Annotated in this window: 16 protein-coding genes; 11 read left to right on the top strand and 5 right to left on the bottom strand. The window is 47.6% G+C overall.

What is annotated here, in order from left to right; genetic code table 11:
- Positions 1–161: 161 nt before the first annotated feature.
- Positions 162–614 (bottom strand): YegP family protein, encoded by a 453-nt coding sequence (locus tag JSQ97_RS01235; RefSeq protein WP_205074366.1) that lies wholly within the window; start codon positions 612–614, stop codon positions 162–164.
- 111 nt (positions 615–725) lie between these two features.
- Positions 726–2,513: an apolipoprotein N-acyltransferase gene (lnt, locus tag JSQ97_RS01230; protein WP_205074365.1), complete on the bottom strand. Its 1,788-nt coding sequence runs from the start codon at positions 2,511–2,513 to the stop codon at positions 726–728.
- A 75-nt stretch (positions 2,514–2,588) separates the two neighbouring features.
- Here lnt and JSQ97_RS01225 point away from each other — a divergent pair, with 75 nt between their 5' ends.
- From JSQ97_RS01225 to JSQ97_RS01180, 10 genes are all read left to right on the top strand, one after another.
- Positions 2,589–3,767, top strand: coding sequence for a galactokinase (locus JSQ97_RS01225; RefSeq protein ID WP_239446822.1), 1,179 nt, complete (start codon positions 2,589–2,591; stop codon positions 3,765–3,767).
- Between the two features lie 292 nt (positions 3,768–4,059).
- Positions 4,060–4,830, top strand: coding sequence for a 5'/3'-nucleotidase SurE (gene surE, locus JSQ97_RS01220; protein ID WP_205074364.1), 771 nt, complete (start codon positions 4,060–4,062; stop codon positions 4,828–4,830).
- A gap of 20 nt (positions 4,831–4,850) precedes the next feature.
- Positions 4,851–5,561, top strand: a complete 711-nt coding sequence (locus JSQ97_RS01215; protein ID WP_205074363.1) for a tetratricopeptide repeat protein — start codon at positions 4,851–4,853, stop codon at positions 5,559–5,561.
- Positions 5,558–7,681 (top strand): hypothetical protein, encoded by a 2,124-nt coding sequence (locus tag JSQ97_RS01210; protein ID WP_205074362.1) that lies wholly within the window; start codon positions 5,558–5,560, stop codon positions 7,679–7,681. Before JSQ97_RS01215 ends, JSQ97_RS01210 begins: the two co-directional genes overlap by 4 nt.
- Positions 7,682–7,776: 95 nt before the next feature.
- Positions 7,777–8,679: an SH3 domain-containing protein gene (locus JSQ97_RS01205; protein WP_205074361.1), complete on the top strand. Its 903-nt coding sequence runs from the start codon at positions 7,777–7,779 to the stop codon at positions 8,677–8,679.
- Between the two features lie 24 nt (positions 8,680–8,703).
- Positions 8,704–9,453, top strand: coding sequence for a class I SAM-dependent methyltransferase (locus JSQ97_RS01200; protein WP_205074360.1), 750 nt, complete (start codon positions 8,704–8,706; stop codon positions 9,451–9,453).
- Between the two features lie 38 nt (positions 9,454–9,491).
- The gene (locus tag JSQ97_RS01195; protein ID WP_205074359.1) at positions 9,492–10,316 is read left to right on the top strand and encodes a KilA-N domain-containing protein; all 825 of its coding nucleotides are present in this window, start codon (positions 9,492–9,494) and stop codon (positions 10,314–10,316) included.
- A gap of 19 nt (positions 10,317–10,335) precedes the next feature.
- The gene (locus JSQ97_RS01190) at positions 10,336–11,031 is read left to right on the top strand and encodes a hypothetical protein (RefSeq protein ID WP_205074358.1); all 696 of its coding nucleotides are present in this window, start codon (positions 10,336–10,338) and stop codon (positions 11,029–11,031) included.
- Between the two features lie 30 nt (positions 11,032–11,061).
- Positions 11,062–11,427, top strand: a complete 366-nt coding sequence (locus JSQ97_RS01185; RefSeq protein ID WP_205074357.1) for a VOC family protein — start codon at positions 11,062–11,064, stop codon at positions 11,425–11,427.
- A gap of 67 nt (positions 11,428–11,494) precedes the next feature.
- Entirely contained in the window at positions 11,495–11,980 is a 486-nt protein-coding gene (locus JSQ97_RS01180; protein ID WP_205074356.1) for a hypothetical protein, read from the top strand.
- Between the two features lie 228 nt (positions 11,981–12,208).
- On the opposite strand, the gene JSQ97_RS01175 is transcribed toward JSQ97_RS01180, so the two are convergent.
- The 3 genes from JSQ97_RS01175 to JSQ97_RS01165 all read right to left on the bottom strand — a co-directional run bounded on the left by JSQ97_RS01175 (position 12,209) and on the right by JSQ97_RS01165 (position 16,144).
- Positions 12,209–13,276 carry a glycosyltransferase family 4 protein gene (locus JSQ97_RS01175; RefSeq protein ID WP_205074355.1) on the bottom strand — a complete coding sequence of 356 codons (1,068 nt, stop codon included), beginning with the start codon at positions 13,274–13,276 and terminating at the stop codon, positions 12,209–12,211.
- 113 nt (positions 13,277–13,389) lie between these two features.
- A complete protein-coding gene (locus JSQ97_RS01170; protein WP_205074354.1) occupies positions 13,390–15,129 on the bottom strand; it encodes an ABC transporter ATP-binding protein in 1,740 nt (579 codons plus the stop codon).
- Positions 15,130–15,223: 94 nt separating this feature from the next.
- Complete coding sequence (locus JSQ97_RS01165) at positions 15,224–16,144, bottom strand: glycosyltransferase family 2 protein (protein ID WP_205074353.1); 921 nt, start codon at positions 16,142–16,144, stop codon at positions 15,224–15,226.
- Positions 16,145–16,292: 148 nt separating this feature from the next.
- On the opposite strand from JSQ97_RS01165, the gene JSQ97_RS01160 reads away from it, so the two are divergent.
- A complete protein-coding gene (locus tag JSQ97_RS01160) occupies positions 16,293–16,583 on the top strand; it encodes a DUF4372 domain-containing protein (RefSeq protein WP_205074352.1) in 291 nt (96 codons plus the stop codon).
- Positions 16,584–16,599: the final 16 nt, after the last annotated feature.

Genomic DNA, 16,599 nt, shown 5'->3' with positions numbered 1-16,599 from the left:
AATTTCTATAATGAAAAGGGGCTGTCTCAAAAGCCGCTTCCTTTTTCGACAGCCCGTCGAGTTTAAAATCAAGTCTTTGTATCGTAATGACGTAATTTTAAACATCGCATGGTAAATCAAGTGGTCATCCAAAGTTTTTGAACAACCCCATAACCGGTTCTTTATTTTTTAGATTTGCAGCCGCAGGCGGTACATCCGGCCTTTTTCGCTTTTGACGCGGGCTTTTTTGCTTCTACCTTTTCGGCTTTGGTTTCATCGACGATTTCGGCACTCGGCGCATTCGTCTTGATCGACTTGATCGCGTTCATGCAGCTTGCGAGCGCTTTATAGCCTTCGCCGACGGCGATGATTTGGCCGTTCGTCGCCTTGAGGCGGAAGCGGAATTCGCCGCGCTTGTCTTTATACGTTTCGTACTTTGCGCCTTTGACGTGAACGCCGGCCTTGTCTTCAAGGTTTTCGACGTCGGCTCCCGCATTCCGCTGGACGCTTGCGATACCGTTTTTGCACGCTTTTTTTGTCGTATACACTTCGGATGTTGCAACGACTTCGCCGTTCGACGCGACAAAGTTGAACATAAGTCCTGTCTTTGCCTTTTTGATGATAAATTTGCTCATGGCAATAATGCCTCCTTTTAGCTTATTTATTATAAAAATAAATCGAGCGCGTGACAAGCTGTCATCGCTCAAGTATCGCTCGACAGACAATGCAATACCGGTGTCGTTTTATTAATGCGTTTCGTAGATAAAGTCATCGCCGAAAACGAAGGCGAGCGAAACGTAGAGACAATAGGCGATTATTAAAACGCCGAAGACGAACGGAAGCCAATTTCCGAAAAGCGCATAAACCGTCGTCGAATGTTTATAGACGGGGATCGAGACGGCGAGCGCGTCTCTTTTGAAAAGCGGCATATCGGCGACGAGCTTTCCTGCGGGATCGAGCACGACCGAATAGCCGGCGTTCGTCGAACGCACGAGAGTGGTGCGGTATTCGATCGCGCGGTAGGAGGCGATGACAAAGTGCTGGTATTCGGCGGACTTCGTATTCGACCACGAGTCGTCTGTTATGTTGATAAACACGTCGCTTCCGTACCTGTGAAGCGGACCGCACACGTCCGACGGAAAGGCATCTCCGAAGCAGACGGGCGCGCTGACACGCACGAGCGGCGTTTCGTCTTTTGCTTCCTCGTCTTCGGCGCCTTTTGCGAGCGATACGATTTTCGACGCCCTCTTTGCGCGCCCTTCGCTCCATTCACACGGAATATCGAAGAGCACGTATTGATCGCCGGCTTTCCATCCGGCGGAAATTCCTACAAGCTTATCCATCAGATTGACCGCCCATTCGTATTCTTCTCCGGGCAGCACTTCGGCAAAGGGCACGAGGTGAATCTTTTCGTATGCGCCCCGGAAGCTGCCTTCGGCATCGAAGAGGAGAGAAGCGTTGCTCAGCCTGCGTATCTCTCCGTCGGCGACGTAGGGGCCGCCGATGATAAAGGGCACGTTCATCCGTTTAATAAATTCCAAAAGCGGCTCTTCGGGAGGGTAGAGCGAATAATAGGCCTGTCCGCTCGGAAACGAATGACGCAAAACGCCTTCGCTCCAGACAACGAGGTGCACATTTTTCCCTTTCGCTTTCAATGCGTCGATTTTTTCTTCGCTGAGTTTTTCCGATGCGATGATCGACGCTTCGTCGGAAGATTCGTTCCACGGATTGCTGTTTTGCTGTACCAAGACGGCATTGAGCGTCTTTTCAGGAGTACGCGGTTTTGCATATTGAAAAGCGCCGTATAAAAATGAAAGCGCAAAGAGCGCGATGCACACGTGCGCCGTACACTTGAGCGCCGAAAGGGAAGCGTGCGGTGCGATAAGATTCGGCGCACGCTTGAGCAGCAAAAGGCCTTCCGCGCAGACTGCCGAGCACAGCGCAAACAAAAACGAAACGCCGTATGTTCCGGTGAGATCCGCGATCTGCATAAAGAGCCGCCACGGAAACGCGCTTGACGAAAGCGTGCCCCACGGATATGCGAGAAAGCCCGTTCCCGACGCTTTATACCATTCGTAGAGCGTGTATGTACACGAAAACCAAAAGACGCGGAACGGAATGGCGTATGCCGCGCGTCCCGCCCCTTCGGCAAGATATTTTTGCGACCACTTCGGTTCCGCCTCCTTTACAGGCTTTTTGCGGTCGCCGTGCCGTGCGTAGGGCACGTAGAGCATGCGCCCCAAAATACCGCCGAGGAGACCCGTACCGACAGCCGATGCGCCGAGGGTAAAAATCGCAAAATCTTTAAAAAAGGCGAGCCAAAAACTCGAAAACAGGTGGACGGAAAACGTATGCAGGGCGCCGATCCGAAACGCGCTTTTGTACGAAGAGCATTCGGAAAGAGCGATATAGAGCGGAACGAGCGAAATAAGGGTGATATAAGGGCATCCGAGCAAAAAAAACTCGTTCGGAATGGAAGCGGACACGAGAATCGCCGAAAAAAGTACACGGAAAACTTGTAAAAAATTACTCATTAGTATACAATAGAAAATATTATAATATATAACGCTGCCGAGTACAAGCGGCGTTTTAAGGATTCGGACTGCCGTATGAAACAGGTGAGAGGTGAGCACAAACAAGAATATGAAGTTTTTCCGAAAGTGACGGCTGTCGCACCGGGGCGTTTTCATCTCATTGGAGAACATTCGTGGTTTTTCCGTGATAAAACGCTTTCCATGGCGGTAAACCTTCCGGTTTACATTTCCGTTTCAAAGCGCGACGATTCCATGCTGAAATTTTTCTTTTCGCAGATGAACGAGCGGAAGCGCTCGAATCTTTCGTCGTTGAAATTCAGACGCGAAGACCGCTGGGCGAATGCGATCAAAGCCGTCATTTCGGGATTCCTTGCCGGAGGGTGTACGCTCGGCGGCATGAACATTACCGTGTACAGTGATATCCTTCCGTCCGCGGGCTTCGGCATTACGACGGCGATAAAGGCCGCGAGCGCCCTCGCATTCCGCGAACTCTTTTCGCTCGGCATGAGCGATGCGGAAATGCTTGAGGCGATCGAGCGCGGCAATAAATCGTTTTTGAAAATAGGCAACTACAATGCCGACAATTTTGCCGCCCTATATTCGAAAGCGGGAAAGCTGCTCATCACCGATCACGCGCGTGCCGCCTACGATTACGTCGATTTTCCGTTCGACGACTCTCTCATCCTCCTCACCGATGCGAGGGTGCCGCGCGTATCCGTGTGGGATGAAAACACGATCCACGAATCGGAAAACGCGCTTTTGCTCGGAGATCTCCGCGAACGGAAGCGGGGCGTATACGGCGGCTGGCAGTACGAAAACAATGTTACTGAAATAAACGAAACGCTTTCTGCGGTAAATGAAGATACGAGGCGGAAACTCTTGTGCATCATGCGCGAACACAATGACGTCATCGATGCGCGGACTGCCCTCGTTAAAAACGATTTCGGAAAATTTGCGCGCGCGGTCAACCACAGTCACGAAAGCATGCGCGATCTGTTCGAGCTTTCGTGTCCTGAAATCGACTGGATATTAAAACGCGTCGGCGAACTCGAGCCGAATCTCGAACAGCTTCGAAACCCCGTTACGTGCGGACGCATTACGGGAAAGGGCTTCGGGAGATGCCTGTATACGTTTATCAGAAAAGAAGACGAAGAAGCGTTTCAAACGAAGCTTTCCGAGTACGAAAGGATATTCGGCTTTCATCCGTCTTCGTACCGTGTGCTGCCCGCCGACGGCGCGCACATCGTAAAGTAATAGGTCGAATGTCGAGTTTCGAAAGTATTTCTAAATAAAAGTATGCTTTCGGCGAGAACGTCGTTCGCTGCGCTCACTACCGAGTTTGCGTCGCAAACTCGCCGTGTATGTGCCGAGGTCGAACTTTTAGGGCAGGCTTCCGTAAGCCTAACGTTCGAAACGGCACGCAGCCGGAACCTCGCCTCCGCATCATTTTATTTGCTTTCGAAACTCGCCGTTCAATCGGCAAATGAAACAGTTGGAAAATTTCGAGTTTTAAAAAACTCGAAATTGAACCTAATAGGACTTCACGGTGAAATTGCTTTTAACAAACGACGACGGATTTTCCGCCGACGGCATAAAAACGCTTGCACGGCACTTGTCCGATGCCGGTCACGAAGTGTGGATATTTGCGCCCGACAGAAACCGCTCGGCCGCTTCGAACCGCATTACGATGGATAAGCCGCTTCGAATAAAAGAACACGGACAGCGTGTCTATTCGTGCTCGGGTATGCCCGCCGACTGCGTCATCTCTGCGCTCAAAAGCGGCATCATCGGAAACGGCGTGGACGCCGTGCTTTCCGGCATCAACCGAGGTGCAAATATCGGAACGGATATTCTCTATTCGGGGACCGCTGCCGCTGCCCGTCAGGCGGTGCTCTACGGAGTGCCGGGGATCGCCTTCAGCGTGCGCTCTTCGGACGGCCTGTGGCGTTACGATGCGATGGCGCATTTTGCTTCTTCCAATCTGTCATCGCTCATTTCACTTACGCATACGGCAAACGGAGACGGTACTCCCGACGGTCTGTGCGTTTTTGTAAACGTCAACGGTTTGTCTCTCGATCGCTACGGCGGCGCTTCCTTTGCCGATGAAATATCGTTTCGCGAATATAGGGATGCCGTTCACGTGCTCGCCGGCCCCGACGGCGACCGGTACAGCTTTTTTTGCGGAGGGGACATCGTTACGCACGGCGGAGATGCAAGCGACAATACGGTATGCGAAAAAGGTTTTGTCGCCGTCTCTCGTATCTATGCCGAAGTGCGCGCGGCAAAAGGAGTGGACGGCATTTCGTTTTCGGTGTAAAATAATGTGTTGGTGGGAACATGACAAACGAAGCAAAAAAATCATCCGAAACTCCCGACATATTGCGGCAGGGTATACTGCTGTATAAGCAAAAAAAATATGCGGACTCTCTCGCGTTTTTTCTCGCGCTTCCTCAGGATACGGGGATCGACGGCATAGAGCTCGCGTATTATATAGGGCTGTGCTATGCGAAGCTCGAACGCTACGACGACGCGCTTTTGTATTTGGAACAGGTGGTCACGTCGGGTACGGAACTCGAGCGCGTTTTGCAGTGTCGCTTTCTCCTCGCCGTCATCTACGCGCTTTCCGGCCGCAGGCGTCTTGCCGAATTCGAACTCAACAAACTGCTCGAAACGGGTTACCGCAACGCGTCCGTTTACGCGGCTATCGCCTTTATCGCGTGGGAGCAAAACGACGTCAAAAAATGTCTCGAATATTACGAGAAATCGCTTGAAACCGATCCCGAAAATCTCACGTCGCTGAACGGCATGGGATACGTGCTCGCATGCGAAAATACCGATTTGACGAAGGCGCTGACCTACTGCAAAAAAGCGGTCGCATCCGAACCGAAATCGGCCGCGTGCCTCGATTCGCTGGGGTGGGTATATTTCAAACTCGGCCTCATGGAAGAAGCTTCAAAATATCTTACGGAAGCGCAAAAGCTCGACGGTTCGAACGCCGTTATCAAAGAACACGTCGCGCAGCTTGAGGCTTTTAAGGACGTGCGATGAAACATGTTTTTTCTCATGCTCCGCATGCAGACTTTTCGGCAAAAAAATCGATACGTAAAAATGCTTTCCGCGCGGCACAGAGAGCGCTCCTTTTATTGCTGCTGTTCGCCGCTTCTCTTTTTGCAGAGGATACGGCAGGTCTTTCCGCTCCCGGGAGAATGCGCACGGCCGACGAAGGCTTTGCGGCCGAAGAATTCCGGCGCGGCGTGCAGGCCTATTACCGCGGCGCGTTCAACGAAGCGATTTTGCAGTTCGAACGTTCCCTTTCATACAAAAGCGACGACAATTTGATACTCGACTGGCTCGGTAAAGCTTATTACCGAAGCGGACTTGAAGGCGAAGCGCTCGCGTCGTGGAAGAGAGCTTACGAAAACGGCTGGGGCGGCATCCTCATGCAAAACAGGATCGAAGTTGTCAGCGAGCGGCGCGTGACGGGCGATGCCTACGGAAAAGACGCGCGCTATACGGAAGCGGGAAGCTTTCCCGGCATGAACGGAGATGTCCTTGTGTTCAGCGAACCCGTTTCTTCTCTTCCGCTTGCCGACGGCACTCTGTGGGTCGTCGCTTACGGTTCCAACGAACTCTTGAAGATAAACGTCAACGGCACCGTCGTGCGCCGCGCCGAAGGACCGATCAACGGATTCGATCGGCCGCTCGACGTGATTGCGCTTCAAAGCGGCAATATGCTCGTCAGCGAAAGTGCGGGCGACAGGCTTTCGCTTTTGAACCCCGACGGAAAATTTATTAAATATATCGGCTCGAAGGGACGCGGCGTCGGTCAATGCGTCGGCCCGCAATATCTCGCCGAAGACGAAAACGGAAACATCTACGTGACCGACTACGGAAACAGCCGCGTCGACGTATTCGATAAAGACGGAAACGCGCTCTTTTATTTCGGAAGGGCGCAAAACGGATTTGCCGGCTTTCAGGGACCTACCGGCATCGCATCCGTTTCGGGCGGCATCTACGTTGCAGACAACGTGACCGGCGGCATCTATCAATTCGATACTGCAGGCAACTTCATCCGCACGCTGGTGAGGGAAAAAACTTTCCGCTTTCCCGAATCGATGAAAGCGTGGAACGACTTTCTCGTCGTCTGTGATTCGAACAAAGTGATTTCGGTCGACCTCGAAACGGGAGCGACATACGAAAGCGCGAAAACGGGAAACGCTCCGTCGCGCCTGACGAGCGCGGTGCCCGATGCGAACGGTAACGTCCTCGTCACCGATATGAAATCGAACGAAGTGTATGTGATGACGAAGATGCAGGAGCTTGTCGGCGGACTTTTCGTACAGATCGAACGCGTCAATGCCGATAGATTTCCGCTCGTTGTCGTCGAACTCTCCGTCGAAAACCGCCGCCGCGAAAGCGTCGTCGGTCTCGGCGAAGAAAATTTTTACTTGACGGAAGGAAAGAGTCCCGTCTTGCAGCAAAAACTTATCGGTGCCGCGTCGAACAATAAAATCGAAGACCTTACGATCATCATCGACAGGTCGAAAGAAAGCGCGGCTTACGAAGCTCAAATCCAAAACGCCGTGCGCGAGCTTTCATCTGCGATGAAAGGCGAGGGGACGCTCCGCATCGTCTGTGCAGGTGCCGTTCCCGCAACGGAATATAAAGGCTCTCCGCGCGCGGCCGAAAAATTCGGCATAAACGTTTTAAAAACGCCCGTTTCGGCCGAAGTGCCCCTCGACCTCGCCCTGCGTCTTGCCGCAAACGATCTCATAAACGCGGAAGCAAAACGCGCCGTCGTGTTTTTAAGCGCGGGACGCGTGACGCAAAACGCTTTTAAAAAGTACGGACTTTCCGAACTTACCGCATATTTCAATAACAATTCGATCGCTTTTTCGCCCGTCCTTCTTACGCAGGGCGCCGCCGATCCCGAAATCGCTTACCTCGAAGAGAACACGAAAGGCAAATCCTATTACGTTTTCAGACAGGAAGGACTTGCTCCCGTCGTCGACGATTTGCGGAACCTTCCCGTCGGACGCTATCAGCTTTCGTATATGTCTTCACTCAACACCGATATGGGGCGCGCGTTTTTGCCGATTGAAGCCGAAACCTATCTTATGAACCGGAGCGGCAGGGACGAGAGCGGATACTTCGCACCGCTGCAGTAAAAGCGTGCGGCTTACGATCGCCGCTGCCGGTTTTTCGGTAATCTTGCACGTATACGTACTTAAAGTATAAATATTTTTCGGAGGAAGCAAGACCGATGAAAAAGACCGGTTTATTTGCCGCTATGTGCGTTGTATGTATGTGCGCGTATGCACAAAATACCGACACCGATTTGTATTATCAGGGGTTTACGTATAAAGATACGCGATGTATCGTTACGGGTAATGCGGTAAACGTCCGCTCTGGAGCGGGAAGCGGATATGCAAAGCTTTTTCAGCTGAATGCAGGCGATGTTGTATCCGTTATAGAAAAATGCGATGTGCCGCCTTTGCTCGCCGAAGGTGCTTTATCGTATTGGTATAAAATTACATGCGGTAAAGGCACGGGCTTTATGTGCGGACGCTGGCTTACGTCAAAATATGCCGCAGGTGATATAAATGCGGACGGAAAAATCGATTACGTAACATATCAAGCGTTTTACCGCATTCCGTACGGTGCGGAGGATTTTGATGAATATGTATTTACAAACGATACGTTTTTGCTGATACAAGGCGGCGCCGTTTCGGAACTGAAAGGTCTCAGTTTTATACCGAAAGAAAAAGGACATCCGTATAGACCGAGAGATATTGCCGTTGTTGCCGATCTTGAACTTCCTATAAAAAATCCCGTTATACTGTTTTCAAACTTTTTCGGATACGGATCGGGCCGCAGTTGTATATGCGATTTTTATTTTTTCAATGAAGATAATACATTTTCACCGATAATTTCAGCCGGCTCTTTTTGGGAGGGGTATTACTACAAAAAAACAAAACTCATTTTTCCGAATAAAGCTTACGATGTGTATAATCAAAAATGGAGCGCTTCGGAAAAAGGTCGAAAGAATATTATTATCGAGATAACGAAAGACGGAAAAGAGAACGATAAGTATGAAACGGAAAGCGAAACCGTTTCGCAAACCGAGTATCGCTGGAACGGTGCTTCTTTTGAACAGGTTCGGTAATTGCGGGTTTTATGAGAGGTGATCATGAAGACTTATCAAGACGCGAACGCGGCGGTCATTGACCGATGGATTACGGAAGGCTGGGAATGGGGAAAGCCCGTCGATCATCAAACCTTTGTGCAGGCGCAAAACGGACAATGGTCTGTAGTGTTGACACCGACAAAACCGGTGCCGCGCGAATGGTTCGGCGATTTAAAAGGCAAAAAGCTTTTGGGGCTCGCGTCGGGAGGCGGTCAGCAAATGCCGATTTTTACCGCCGCCGGAGCGGAATGCACAGTGCTTGACTATTCGGAAAAACAGCTTGAATCGGAACGCGTTGTTGCCGAACGCGAAGACTATCGCATAAACATCGTGCGCGCGGATATGTCAAAACCGCTGCCCTTCGCCGATTCATCTTTCGATATTATTTTTCATCCCGTGAGCAACTGCTATATCGAAAAGGTCGAGCCGGTATTTGCCGAATGTTTCCGCGTGCTTAAAAAAGGCGGCGTTTTGCTGTGCGGACTTGATATCGGCATAAACTATATTGTCGATCAAAAAGAAGAAAAGATTATCAACGCTCTTCCGTTTAATCCGCTCATTTACGAAGTACACCGCAAACAGCTTGAAGAATCGGACAGCGGTTGGCAATTTTCTCATACAGTAAGCGAACAAATCGGCGGACAGCTTCGTGCAGGCTTTACGCTCACCGATATATACGAAGACACGAACGGCGACGGCCGCCTGCACGAACTGCACATCCCGTCGTTCATTGCGACGCGTGCGATAAAATAATTTGCAGTCGGTATGTAATGGATAATGGATAGAATGAAATGGCACAGAACAGGAAAATAAACGTACAGGGAAATGAAATCGTAATTTACAAACATGAAAGCAATGATTATATTTCACTGACGGATATCGCTCGGTACAAAGACCCTGAGCATATTGACGTTATCATACAGAATTGGCTGCGGAATCGTAATACGATAGAATTACTGGGCTTTTGGGAAATTATTAACAATCCCGATTTTAAACCCCTCGAATTCGAGGGGTTTAGGAAACAGGCGGGATTGAATAGTTTTGTTCTCACTCCCAAACGATGGATAGAAACCACCAATGCCATCGGCATAGTCTCTAAATCGGGACGCAATGGAGGAACTTTCGCACATCAGGACATTGCCTTAGAGTTTGCCTCGTGGATTTCGATAGAGTTTAAGCTCTATATCATCAAAGAATTTCAACGGTTGAAAGATGATGAAAACAACCGCCTCAAACTTGAATGGAATTTGCAGCGTACCCTTGCAAAAATCAATTATCACATCCACACCGATGCTATAAAGGAAACCCTTATCCCGAAAGAGGTAAGCAAGCATCAGGCGGCTCTTATTTATGCCGATGAGGCGGATTTGCTCAATACGGCGTTGTTCGGACTTACCGCCAAAGAGTGGCGCGAGCGTAACGGCGGCAAAAGCGGCAACATACGCGACTATGCAGGGCTTGAACAGTTGGTCGTACTCAGCAATTTGGAAAGCATAAATGCTCTGCTTATAAAACAAGGCCTTTCGCAAAGTGAACGGCTCATTCAGCTTAACAAAACGGCTATTACCCAAATGAAAACATTGGTCGAAAATCGCGCAATTAAAAAATTAAAATAGAAAGCAAAGTGGAGTACATATGAACACGATTCAACAGCTTAAACAAAATTCGCATCTTCCCGGTCCGAGAGCCAATTTGGAATTGCTGTATTCTTTTTCAAAAACGGCAACGGAAGATGAAATACGCGAATGCTTGGCGCTTATCCGAAATGATACCGAAAATTCTCCCGACGAATTTGTCGGAATGTGCGGTATTGTTGCATACGCGCTGTATCATCAAAACGACAACAAGGCTGCAATCGATTTTATTACCCGTTATGCGTCCCATAAAAGTTGGCGTATTCGGGAAGCGGTTGCGATTGCCGTGCAGGAATTGGCCAAGAAAGATATAACGGCAACTTTAATAAATATCGCGAATTTAAAAAACGGAAACGGTTACGAAAAAAGAGCTGCTGTCGCAGGATTGTGTGAGCCGGAGCTGCTGAAAGATAAAACAATAGCCGTTCAAGTGATATATGTTTTAGATGAAATTACGCAAACGCTTGCTCACAGCGATAAGCTCACCGACGAAGAAGATGCGCTTAAAAAGGCGCTCGGATACGGCTGGAGCGTTGCAATTGTTCATGCGCCTGCTGAAGGAAAAAAGGCTTTTGAAAAGCTGCTGAAAAAAAACAGTAAGCATATCAAATGGATTATGAAGGAAAACTTAAAAAAGAACCGGCTGATAAAAACGGATGCCGAATGGGTTGGAATGATGGAAGGCAAACTGGGTTAGATACGCGGGGCGCGTGGAAGGAAAATCAAAATGGCGACGAACAGGAAGATACAAAAAATATATGCCTGTTGGATTTATGTAAGCGATATAAAAAAATCGATCCGCTTTTATCAAAATATCGGTTTTGAACTTAAGTTCATTGAAGAGGACGGTGCTTGGGCGGAATTCGATTTAGGAGAAACGTCGTTCGCCCTGCTGCAACGACCTGCGGAAAAAGGATCGGTACAATCTGTAAAAACGAGAATTATGTTCGAGGTAAATGACATTGAAGAAATGCGTCGGCATTTGGTTTCTCTCGGCGTCAAATTGATCGGAGATATCAGAGAAGAACCTTACGGCAAGCTGCTGACCTTCGAAGACCCCGACGGGCATTGGTTGGAGTTTTTTGAAAACTAAATCTGATTAACAATTTTTTATAGCGTACATGAGATATTCGTATTATATTGTATTTGCAAGGTTATGTATGAACTTGGGAATAAAAAAACGTATCCGATTTTTGGGGGCTGTAGTAACCTGTATACTGCTTGCTGTAACGTCTGCGTCTACAGAGGAAGTTCCCGAAACGCTGACGGACGAGTTGTGTGTATTCACATGGCGATACGATAAATGGTTGGAGGGTGAAATACCGTGGAACGGCGAAACTTTGCATATATATCTTATGTGTAACAAAAACGATTCCGCTGCAGTAGAAAAACGGTTTGCGGATTTCCACACATTGATTGTGCGTCTTCCTGTGCGGGAGAAAGAGCTTCGTTCTTATATTATAAAAGAGTTCGGTACAGAATACAGCACAGAATCTCTTAACACGCTATCTTTTTTCTCGATCAATATCGCTGACGGGCACATCGACTATCTGTTCGTAGGTTCCACCGATCTGTTTCCTACTGACACACTCGCCATTAGGGAAAACGGTGAAGGCGTAATTGAAGCGGCAAGATTTATCGGTTGACAAAATTGATTCGGGCGGAGAGTTCAATACCCCGGCGCTCTGTACGCCGTAACAAAGGCTATCAAACCCGTCTGTAATCGTCTTAATGAAGCTTATGAAGTAACGATTACGGATTATCACTAAATGAGGGAGCGCCGGCTCTCTGTGATATGTTTTTGCGTTTTTAATGATTCATCTCGTTATTATTATACCGCTCGCGGTACCTTTTATATTTTCCTCGTTTTGAATTTATCGATTGCCTTCGATTTCTTTTAAAATCTCATATAATTTTTTTGCCGAATTGTTGAGCGAATATTTTTCAAAAAGAGGATCAGGGGAGGAAACGGGTTCTGCAAGGAGCGCGTCCAAATCGGCGTCCGGCTTAAAAGGATCGATATAGTGCGCGCAATCGCCGTATATTTCGGGTAGGCTTGCGGCATTCGAAATGATGACAGGTGCGCCGCAGGAAAGCGCTTCGAGCGGCGGCAATCCGAAGCCTTCAAAGTACGACGGCAGCACGAACGCTTTGCATTTTTGCATGAGTGCCTTTACTTCGCCGTCTGAAAGGTAGCCTGCGAGAATAATATTTTTTAATAATTTTATTTTTTCAAGTTCGGGAGGGATAACGTTTTTGAGCATCGCGCCTGAAACGACGAAAAGCTCGTTCGGGTAAAGTTCCGCATGCTCCATGATCCACTTGAGATTTTTTCGAAGCGAAAGGCTTCCGAGCGTAAAATAAAACTCTTTATTTTTCAATCCGCCGATCTTTTCAAAGACGCTTTCATCCGCTTGTATCGTATCCATGTGATTCGATCCCGAGTAGATGACGCGGATTTTTTCTTCCGGTACGCCGTAGTAATCCATGATCTGTTTTTTACTGAAGTGCGACACGGTACAGATGAGGCGCGCTTTTTTGGCGATGCGCTTATACATCCTACACGTTTTCTTCATGATATATTTGTCTTTTGCCGTACGAAAATCTTCCGGAAAGACCCGGCAATAGATGTCATGTAAAAAAACGATATTGTGTCCCAAAAACGGTGTTCTGTTTCCGTAGTCGAGGCAAACCGAAGGATTTGCAAGCAGATAGAGATAGAGTTTGATTTTATTTATTGAAAAAAACGGAGTCGTAAAAAGACGGACGGTGTGCAGATTATTGAATGGGGGAATCTCTGTCGATGCTGCAGGCGGAAGTATAAGAGAGAATTCGTTCGGGGATGCAAGCGCGTCCAAGCGTTTTGTGATTTCATGCGCAAACCGTTCTATGCCGGTCAGTCTGTCGCTGTAGAAAAGTCCGTTGATTGTAATATTTGCCATAGTTGTTGCTCCGGATATTTTTATGTTATAAATCGTCCCGTCGTCATAAAAGCATTCCGGCATATATAAGCCGTTTCGACGACGGGATCAACCGTACTTGGAATAAGGAAAACTCATACTCGAAAAGCCCTGCCGCCTTCGATTTTGATTTTAAAATCGCAGTTTTCGAGCGTCGAAAGCCGATGCGCTATCGAAATGATCGTTATTTCACCTTTCAGTTTCAATATCGTTGACGTTATGCTTTTTTCCGTTTCGTTGTCGAGAGCGCTCGTCGCTTCGTCGAGAACAAGGACGGACGGACTGGAATACAGCGCACGCGCAATGCCGATGCGCTGCTTTTGTCCTCCGGAAAGAAGCGCACCGCGCTCTCCGACCCGCGTATTTTCTTTTTCGCTCAGCGTTTCGACAAAATCGGAAAGTTCCGCCATTTTCAATACCGTGCGTATGCGTTCTTCGGAAACTTTGTCCGCAGGGATGCCGAGCGCGATATTTTCGCGGATCGAACCGTCGATCAAATAGATCGATTGCGGCACATACGCGATATTGCAGAGCCACGACGAAATATCGTCGTACATATTTTTTCCGTCTACGAGGATCGCTCCGCTTTCAGGCGGCAGAAGTCCGAGCAGTATATCGACAAAGGTCGTCTTTCCCGCGCCCGATGCGCCGACGATTCCGACGAAGCTTCCCTTCGGAATTGTAAACGAAATATTTTTAAAGACGGGCTTTTCCGTATTCGGATACGAAAATGTCAGATCACGCACTTCGATTTCTTTTTTGAACTGCAGTTTTCCTGCCGTCGCGTGCGAACGGTTTTGCTCGTCTTTATCTTTTTCGTTTTTGATCGAGAGCAAGTCGTCGTACATTTCGTTGAACAGGGGCATATTGAATTTGATAGTGTTGAACAGACTGATGATCCTGTTGACGCTCGGCATGAGGCGTACCGCGGCAAGCCCCAAAACGCCGAGAGAGGACACGATCGTTTGAGGTGCGACTCCCGCCATGATTTTTACGATCACGAGCAGGAGTATGCCGCATACTCCCGTGAGCTCGACGATGATGCGGGGAAGCTTATCGATAAACATAAATTGCCGCGTGGTATCGGAATATTTCGCATAAGCAGCGGAAAACATTTTGCAAAAGTAATCTTCATTTTGCATCACTTTGGTTTCTTTGACGGAACCCAAACCCTGCAAAAGCCATTTCGTATAGTCGGCCATGCAGACGTTTTGAATTTCACCCTGTCTGGTGATGCGTTTTCTGAAATATTTTAAAATCAATATGATGAGCGGCGCGATGACGCACAGAGATGCGAGCGCGATGATCCAATCCATTACAAGCAGCATGATCCAGATGATAAAAACCGTTATCAATTCCGTTATGACCGAAAGCGCGGAGACGAGGATGTCGGCGAATACGATGCGTCCTCCCGCCGTTATATTCCTCTGCAGCACGGAAGAATTGATGCTTACATGGTAGAGATACGGTTTCCGTAAATAATAGGCGTAGAGGCGCTCGGTGTAGTCTTTTTGATTTTCAAGCGAAAAGCGTAAGTGCAGTTTGGTTTGAATAATGAGCGCAAGGCTTTTTGCACAATAAAATGCGATAAGCGCTCCGGCACAAAAGACGATAAAGCTCCGATGCGATTTTATTCCGAAAACAGAAACGATATCGAAAATCTTTTTGTGACTTTCAAGCCAGTCCGGTCGGCCGATGATATTTATAAGCGGGTAGAGCGCTCCGATACCGACCGCTTCAAAGGCCGCACCGATAAACATAAAGCAGATGAGTATAAAGCACATACGCATCTGTTTGGGAGTAAGGATCGTAAATATTTTCAAAAAAGATTTCATCGATTGTCCGTTATCTGCAGGGGCTGCTTTTATTGCATCCGATTCCCTTCTAAGCCGATATGGAAGTATATCCTAAAATTAGGATTTTGTCAGACTATGTCCTAAACAGTTTCGGTATATAGCGTTTTGTTTTTGAGAACAGGAGCGGATTCAACCAGATGAAAAATAATGCCGTTTTTATAATAAAAATTTTAAAACGGTTTGCGCCGTGTTTTCGAAAAAAATAAATCCTCGATAAATTATAATTGATAAAAGAAAAAGTTGAAAATATGCGAACAGTATCCGGCATCTCTTTTTTTGATGACGCGCCGTTCAGATGAATAATCTTGGGACCGTCGATTAAAAGCCGCTTTTTTCCTTGCCGCGCAAGCCGGTATTGAAGATCCGTTTCTTCGCAGTACATAAAATAATGTTCGTCAAAATATGCATGTTCATCGTTTTTTAAGAAAAGATCCGCACCGATTATACTATCTACTTCTCCCAGTATCTTTTTTTCCGACGAATTCTGATTGTACGAGGATATCTGCTTTCGAAATAAAACATTGAGGAGTGTAAGTTTAGACGTCCCGTACAGGGCTTTTATCGTATCTTTCATAACGGAGTCGATATCGGGAAAGTCTCCGTATGAATGAATGATATGCCCCTGTGTATCGAGCAGGTTTGCCCCGAGTGCGCCGATTGTATCCTTATCAACTGCATTTTCCCAGTAATCGAAAAATATTTTTACCGCATTGTTTAATAAAATCGTATCGCTGTTCAAATAAAAAACGTATTTTCCTTTGGCGACGGCAAGGGCGCGGTTATTTGCCGTTCCGAAGCCGAGATTTGCATTATTTTCTATTAAATTGACTTCCGGGAATTCCGTGCGGATCATATCCTGAGAACCGTCTTTGGAACCGTTGTCTGAGACAATTATTTCGAAGTTAATCTCTTTTGTCTTTTCATATATTGACAGGAGACAGTTTTTTGTGATTTCGCACGTATTGTAGTTTACGATGATAATGGAAACATCCATCTTTTATTGTATCTCCCGCCCATTTTTTCATCAATTTTTGAGAACCTTTTTCACAGCTGCCAAGATAACATAGAGACTTTTTAAAGTCTGTAATCGGTGATATAGTTAAGTTACCACACAAAACAATATCACATAAGGAATTACAGATATGAATAAGTATAACACAAAACCGGGACAGTTGCTATCGTTCATTGAGAGACCTCGATTTGAAAAAATTGTAGCCGATACAGATGCAGATAAATACTGCAAGGGATTTTCAGCGAGGCAACAGTTCGTCATCATGGTGTATGCACGGCTTGTATATCCGAACGGGCTGAGAAGCCTTGAAGATTCGTTGAACGCAAGCGGCAGCCTCTATCATCCGTGCATTCACCAGGACGTGAAACGCTCCACGATTTTCTATGCAAACAATAACCGGAGGTTTAAATTGAACGTCTGAAACAGCGCCGTTCAAT

The sequence above is a fragment of the Treponema sp. Marseille-Q4523 genome (assembly GCF_016901105.1).
Lineage (GTDB): Bacteria > Spirochaetota > Spirochaetia > Treponematales > Treponemataceae > Treponema_D.
This window is presented reverse-complemented; position numbering and strand designations above follow the sequence as displayed.